Consider the following 6,277-nt stretch of genomic DNA (forward strand, 5'->3'; position numbering starts at 1 on the left):
TTTTTTGGGAACGATGCGCCGATCATTTTGAAAAGAAGGTCCCATGAATACGATTTTGAAGCAAAGTTTTACAGTTCCTTATCAATACAATGTCTGTTTTTCGGAAGATATTTTCGATCCGAAAAACACTTTGCTGGCGGAAACCTTGGGAAAGGGAAAGGCTTCAAAAACATTTTTTGTCATCGACAGCGGCGTGGCGGGACACCATCCGAATTTGGTTGAGCAAGTAAAATCCTATGCGAAAGCACATTCAGACAAGCTGTTTCTCTGCGCTGAGCCTTTGATCGTACCGGGAGGTGAGTCGAGCAAAAACGACCGCGCCATCATGGAACAAATCATGGAAGCCACGCACCTTTATGGGATTGACCGACATTCGTACATCGTCGCGATTGGTGGCGGGGCGGTACTCGACATGTCGGGTTTTGCAGCCGCTATCTCCCATCGAGGCATCCGGCACATCCGTATCCCAACCACCGTGCTTTCCCAAAACGACTCGGGTGTGGGCGTCAAAAACGGCATCAATGCCTACGGCAAGAAAAACTACCTCGGCAGCTTTGCACCACCATTCGCAGTCATCAACGATTTCAATTTCCTCAAGACGCTCGACGACCGGGATTGGCGCTCGGGTTTGGCGGAAGCGATCAAGGTGGCTTTGATCAAGGACGGATCGTTTTTCGACTGGCTGGAGCGGCATGCCGCAGCACTTGCCAAGCGGGATATGGAACCGATGAAAACCTCCATCATCCGCTGCGCGCAGATGCACTTGGGCCATATTGCAGGCAAAGATCCCTTCGAAATGGGTTCATCGCGACCATTGGATTTTGGGCATTGGGCGGCACACAAATTGGAGCATTTGACCAATTATTCGATTCGCCATGGTGAAGCGGTCGCTATCGGCATCGCGCTCGACAGCACCTATTCGCACCTCAAGGGCTGGCTCAAGGCCGAAGAATTGCAACGGATTCTAGCGCTGATCTCAGCTTTGGGATTTGATCTTTTTGATCCTGCACTTACAGGAGAAAACCTCCTCAAAGGCCTCCAGGAGTTCCAAGAGCATCTTGGCGGCCAATTGACCATCATGCTGCTGCGCGGCATCGGCATTGGGGAAGAAGTGCACGAGATGGATGGGGATTTGGTCAGGAAAGCGGTAGCCTATCTGGAACAAATTTCCCTGAAAAAGGAACCAGTTTGACCATGTTGATCGCCAACCACCTCCTCACCTACTGCAGCAATATCCACCCCGGCGAAACCTGGCGGGACACGTTCAACAGCCTGAAAGTCCATATCCCCAATGTCAAAAAGGCTGTCAGTCCTACGCAATCATTCGGCATCGGCCTGCGACTTTCCAATCGGGCTAGTATCGAATTGGATCAGGGCAATAACTTGACGGAATTCAAGACTTGGCTCCAAAGTGAAAATTGCTACGTCTTTACGATGAACGGCTTTCCCTACGGTGATTTTCATGAGACGGTCGTCAAAGACCAGGTCCATAGCCCCGACTGGTCCACTGCCGAAAGACTTGACTATACACTCAGGCTTTTCAGGATTTTGGCGGAAATCATACCCAGCGGCATGGAAGGCGGGATTTCTACCTCACCGATTTCTTACCGCTTTTGGCAAAAGACTGCGGAAGAACGAAACAGAGTCTTGGAGCGCGCCGCGGTGAATCTAGCCGAAGTCGCTGCAAATCTGCACTTTCTTGAAAACCAGACCGGCAATTTCCTTCACCTCGATATCGAACCCGAACCGGATGGCATCTTGGAAAATTCAGACGAAACAATTGCCTTCTTCCAAGATTACTTGCTGCCTATCGGCACCAAATACCTGACTGAAAAACACCATATCCCAAGCGGAGATGCGACGCAAATCATCCTCAGGCATATCCAAGTCTGCTACGACGTTTGCCACTTTGCGATCGTGTACGAAAAGCCGACAGCTACCTTCGCCAAATTTGAAAAAGCGGGCATCAACATCGGCAAAATACAAATCAGCGCTGCGTTGAAAGTGGATGTTCCTGCTGCGCAGCAGGAACGGGACAAGCTCAAAGAAAAACTCAGCCAACTGTCTGAATCTACCTACCTCCACCAAGTAGTGGGAAAAACGGCTTCCGGGAATACGGAATCCTACCCCGACCTGCCCGAAGCGGTACGCTTACTTCCCAATTCGAAGGCGGAGGAATTCAGGATCCATTTCCACGTACCTTTGTTTCTCAAACACTACGGCTATTTCTCCTCGACCCAAGACGCGATTGTGGAGGTCCTCGATGCGATCGCGCACAAGCCCGTCTGCAAGCACCTGGAAGTGGAAACCTACACTTGGGGTGTACTCGAGCCAGCCTTGCGAATCGACCTTTCCCAGTCCATCATCCGAGAATTAGAATGGGTCATCCAACACATGAAAGCATGAAAAAAACCGTTGTCCTTGATGTCGTGGCCCTTTCTTCCCGCGTGATTGGGAAGCATACCCCATTTTTGAAACATTGGATCGAAAAACGCAGCAAAACCTTCATCCACCCGGTCCTTCCGGCAGTGACTTGCTCGGCACAATCGGTGTACCTGACGGGAAAATCCCCAGCAGAAAACGGCATCGTCGGCAACGGCTGGTATTTCAGGGACGAGTGTGAAGTGAAGCTTTGGCGCCAATCCAACAAACTCGTGCAGTCACCCAAAATCTGGGACAAACTCAAAGAACTGGACCCGAATTTCACCTGTGCCAATATGTTTTGGTGGTACAACATGTACTCCTCCGTCGATATTGCCGTGACACCGCGCCCGCTTTACCCAGCCGATGGCCGAAAACTCCCCGACATCCACAGCCAACCGATGGAACTTCGGGACCGGCTGCAGCAGGAACTCGGCCAATTTCCGCTGTTCTCCTTTTGGGGGCCAAATGCCAACATAGAATCCACCGCTTGGATCGCAAAAGCCGCCAAGAAAATCGATGAATGGTACAACCCAACCCTCAATTTGATCTATCTCCCCCACCTCGATTACGGACTGCAGCGCTATGGCCTCGATTTTTCCAAAATTGGAAAAGACTTGGAAGAGATCGATGCGGTTTGCAAGGACCTGATCGAGTATTTTGAGGCCCAAGGCACGGAAATCATCCTGCTCTCCGAGTACGGCATCACGACCGTCAACCGACCCGTGCACATCAATCGGATTCTCCGGGAAAAAGGCTATATCGCCGTAAAAAATGAATTGGGCCGGGAAACCCTTGATGCTGGAACCTGCCGGGCTTTCGCAGTTGCCGACCACCAATTGGCGCATGTGTACGTGGCAAATCCGACCGACATTCCTACCGTCAAAAAACTGCTCGAAAACACGCCAGGGATTGAGAAGGTGTTGGACAATGAAGGTAAAAAAGCGTATCAAATCGACCACGAACGGGCAGGGGAATTGGTGGCCGTAGCGGATAAGGACGCATGGTTTACCTACTATTTTTGGCTGGACGATGCCAAGGCGCCTGACTACGCCCGCTGTGTGGATATCCATAGAAAGCCGGGCTACGATCCCGTGGAAACCCTCGCCGACCCCAATATCAAGTTCCTCAAGGGTAAAATCGGCCTCAAACTCCTCAAAAAGAAACTCGGCTTCCGCTATCTGATGGACGTGATTTCCCTGGACGCCACGTTGGTCAAAGGCTCCCACGGCCGAATCCCCGAAGACAAGCAGGACTGGCCGATTCTGGTGACTAACAAGCAAGTGAAACCAAATGTCGAAGGAAAAGAAGTGTTTGATATCATCTTCGAAACGGTGGCCGGACATTAGGAAGCGCTCCTGTTTCCACAAACTTTCGAATTGAAATATCCCGCCGAAGGAAATCGATTTTTATCAATAGCCTCTTTATCAGATATTTGCAAAAGTTTGTATTATAAATACAAGATATTTTGTAGTCATAATACAAGGTTTATCAAGTTCATTGATAAACTATAAATGCACTATTTAGAAAATCGACGACCAATTGCTGCGAGCCAAATATTTTATTTTCCAAGTATCGCAGAATCTGGATCATTGGCAGTCCAATGGATATTTAGTGGGAATACAAGTTGGAGATCGGCCATAAAAAAACCCGGTCTCCCGGGTCTTTTTCTTTTCCAAGATGTCCTTATTTCGATATCCGCTTGGCGGTCGAGCTCATTTGGCCCATTACCATGCCCTGCAGGTTATCATTGTCCACTTTGGTGAGCTTCAGGTCGATATCGGTTCCTTCGGCATAAAAATAAATGGTGATGCTATCACCGTTTTCTTCGACACGGTCAATGGGGACTTTGCCGGGAGAAGGTTCCATGACAGGTTCCAAGTCGCCGGACAATTTGCCGTCTACACGCGACAGCTGGGCAATCATCTTGACATCGCCATAGGGGGTACCGAGGATCACTACTTCCCAAGAACCGACAAAGAAGTCTTCGGAAGGCTCAGACTGGGCAAAACCATTGGATACCAGCATCGTGGACACCAACAGCATGAGAAACAACACTTTTTTCATAAAGGGAATTGGTTAAGATGAATTAGAGGGATTATTGTAGGTTGAATTCAAAGGATTCTTTTTTCAAGCAAAAATGAGAAACGATACATCCGATTTGACCAAAAAAAGAAACCACTCGAATGCCGAAATATATACTTTTTCCTCCAATATCAATCAAGTCGTTCCTTGCAAATGAGCCTCGGGTTCGGGCTCCGAATTGAGGCCGGACGCCAGAATCTCCGCGAGGTTATAGAGCAGCATGGTAGAGATGAATATAACGTCCACTTAATCAGCGCTTGCGGTAGGATTACTACAATCTTCTTACAACATGTCTTTGATTCAAATCAAGGTCTTCACAAGATACTTACTACTAGAGGGGGATCAGTCCCCCTCAACCAATTCCCAACATTCACCGTCCGTTTTCTCATAACGAACCAACCCTTTCGACTTGCTCCAATACAAATTGGAAATAAATCTTTCTCGGTTGGAAAAGTACGGGTCGCTGGAGAATACCAAGACATCTTCATATTCTGCCTGTGTTGTAACTAATGTGATAAAGCCATCGGCTAAAAGATCCTCGATAAGAAGTTCATGACGATAGCCATAAAATGCTGCCTTCTTTGTCCTTAATTGAACATCAATCGATGTCTTATTCTGTTTATTTCTAAAAACCGAAAAAAATTCTCCAGTCAAGTATCTATGACCGCCCTTTATCGGACTTGTATGCCTACAATAAATTACCACGTGTTGTGTCACGATTCCATTGAACTTTTGTGCCTCCGGGTACCCAAAAATTGTATCCTTTTTCAAAAGAAATATGGTGTCAATTTCTCCAAAATTTGATTTGAATACGAGCGTCTGGTTTTCACCATATGGCATCCAAGCGTAATCCTCCGCAGTTAGCCTATTTACCCTATCGCAGGAAAAAGTGGCCAACAATAAAACTGAAACAATAAGTTTATTCTTCATGTACGATTCAATCCTCTAACGTTTCAAAGACGTTCACCTGTATCCCGAAGCTTCGCCAGTAACCAACCATATGATCCAACCAAGTGTCAACCATATGTCCGCCTAATCCCCCATCATATTTTTCTCTTTCAATCCCCCGAGTGTAGTATAGACTTCCGGTGGTGGCTGGGTGGATCCCGATATTCATCGTGGATGTAATTCCACCCTATTATCAACCCAATTTGTAATTGGAAATCAAAACCGAACAATACAGCTGAATATAGTTTGAGATCAGGTGAAAAACAAATCCCAGTGCTGGACGGGAGTAATTGCATCCGCCGCTGATAACCCAAAAAAAACAAAAAAGCAGGCCACCAGCCTGCTTTATATAATCAAGTGATCCCGCTGGGATTCGAACCCAGGACCCATACATTAAAAGTGTATTGCTCTACCAGCTGAGCTACGGAATCAAAACAAAAAGCGGAACTTGATTCCGCTTTGATACCCTAAGTGATCCTGTCAGGACTCGAACCTGAAACCTACTGCTTAGAAGGCAGTTGCTCTATCCAGTTGAGCTACAGGACCCGGATGACTATCACTAGTCAGATTAAGTCGGGGTGGCAGGATTCGAACCTACGACCTCCACATCCCAAATGTGGCGCGATACCGGGCTACGCTACACCCCGAAACTTTTTACTACATCTAGACTCCTTTTGAATCTATTTTGTGATCCCGCTGGGATTCGTCCCGATAGCCATCGTGGACCAGGCCCATACATTAAATCAACAAAACCATCCAAGTCAGATTCAAAATTTATCACCATAGCTTAGATTCCTTTTGAATCTATTTTGTGATCCCGCTG

General features: G+C 47.6%; 5 protein-coding genes and 3 tRNA genes. 3 read left to right on the top strand and 5 right to left on the bottom strand.

What is annotated here, in order from left to right; translation table 11 throughout:
* Positions 1 to 43: 43 nt before the first annotated feature.
* From C943_RS16675 to C943_RS16685, 3 genes are read left to right on the top strand one after another with little or no spacing between them, the layout of a single operon-like run.
* Positions 44 to 1,192: a 3-dehydroquinate synthase gene (locus tag C943_RS16675; protein WP_008630167.1), complete on the top strand. Its 1,149-nt coding sequence runs from the start codon at positions 44 to 46 to the stop codon at positions 1,190 to 1,192.
* Positions 1,193 to 1,194: 2 nt separating this feature from the next.
* Complete coding sequence (gene eboE, locus C943_RS16680; protein WP_040481118.1) at positions 1,195 to 2,406, top strand: metabolite traffic protein EboE; 1,212 nt, start codon at positions 1,195 to 1,197, stop codon at positions 2,404 to 2,406.
* Positions 2,403 to 3,770, top strand: a complete 1,368-nt coding sequence (locus C943_RS16685; RefSeq protein WP_008630171.1) for an alkaline phosphatase family protein — start codon at positions 2,403 to 2,405, stop codon at positions 3,768 to 3,770. Before eboE ends, C943_RS16685 begins: the two co-directional genes overlap by 4 nt.
* A 337-nt stretch (positions 3,771 to 4,107) precedes the next feature.
* Here the strand turns inward: C943_RS16685 and C943_RS16690 are convergent, their stop codons facing one another.
* The 5 genes from C943_RS16690 to C943_RS16715 form a co-directional block, all read right to left on the bottom strand.
* Entirely contained in the window at positions 4,108 to 4,488 is a 381-nt protein-coding gene (locus C943_RS16690; RefSeq protein ID WP_008630172.1) for a hypothetical protein, read from the bottom strand.
* Between the two features lie 360 nt (positions 4,489 to 4,848).
* The gene (locus tag C943_RS16695) at positions 4,849 to 5,436 is read right to left on the bottom strand and encodes a hypothetical protein (protein WP_040481119.1); all 588 of its coding nucleotides are present in this window, start codon (positions 5,434 to 5,436) and stop codon (positions 4,849 to 4,851) included.
* Positions 5,437 to 5,812: 376 nt separating this feature from the next.
* Positions 5,813 to 5,885 (bottom strand) — tRNA-Lys (locus C943_RS16705).
* A 41-nt stretch (positions 5,886 to 5,926) separates the two neighbouring features.
* Positions 5,927 to 6,000, bottom strand: a tRNA-Arg gene (locus tag C943_RS16710).
* A 27-nt stretch (positions 6,001 to 6,027) separates the two neighbouring features.
* Positions 6,028 to 6,101 (bottom strand) — tRNA-Pro (locus C943_RS16715).
* Positions 6,102 to 6,277: the final 176 nt, after the last annotated feature.

The sequence above is a fragment of the Mariniradius saccharolyticus AK6 genome (genome assembly GCF_000330725.2).
GTDB classification, from domain to species: Bacteria; Bacteroidota; Bacteroidia; order Cytophagales; family Cyclobacteriaceae; genus Mariniradius; species Mariniradius saccharolyticus.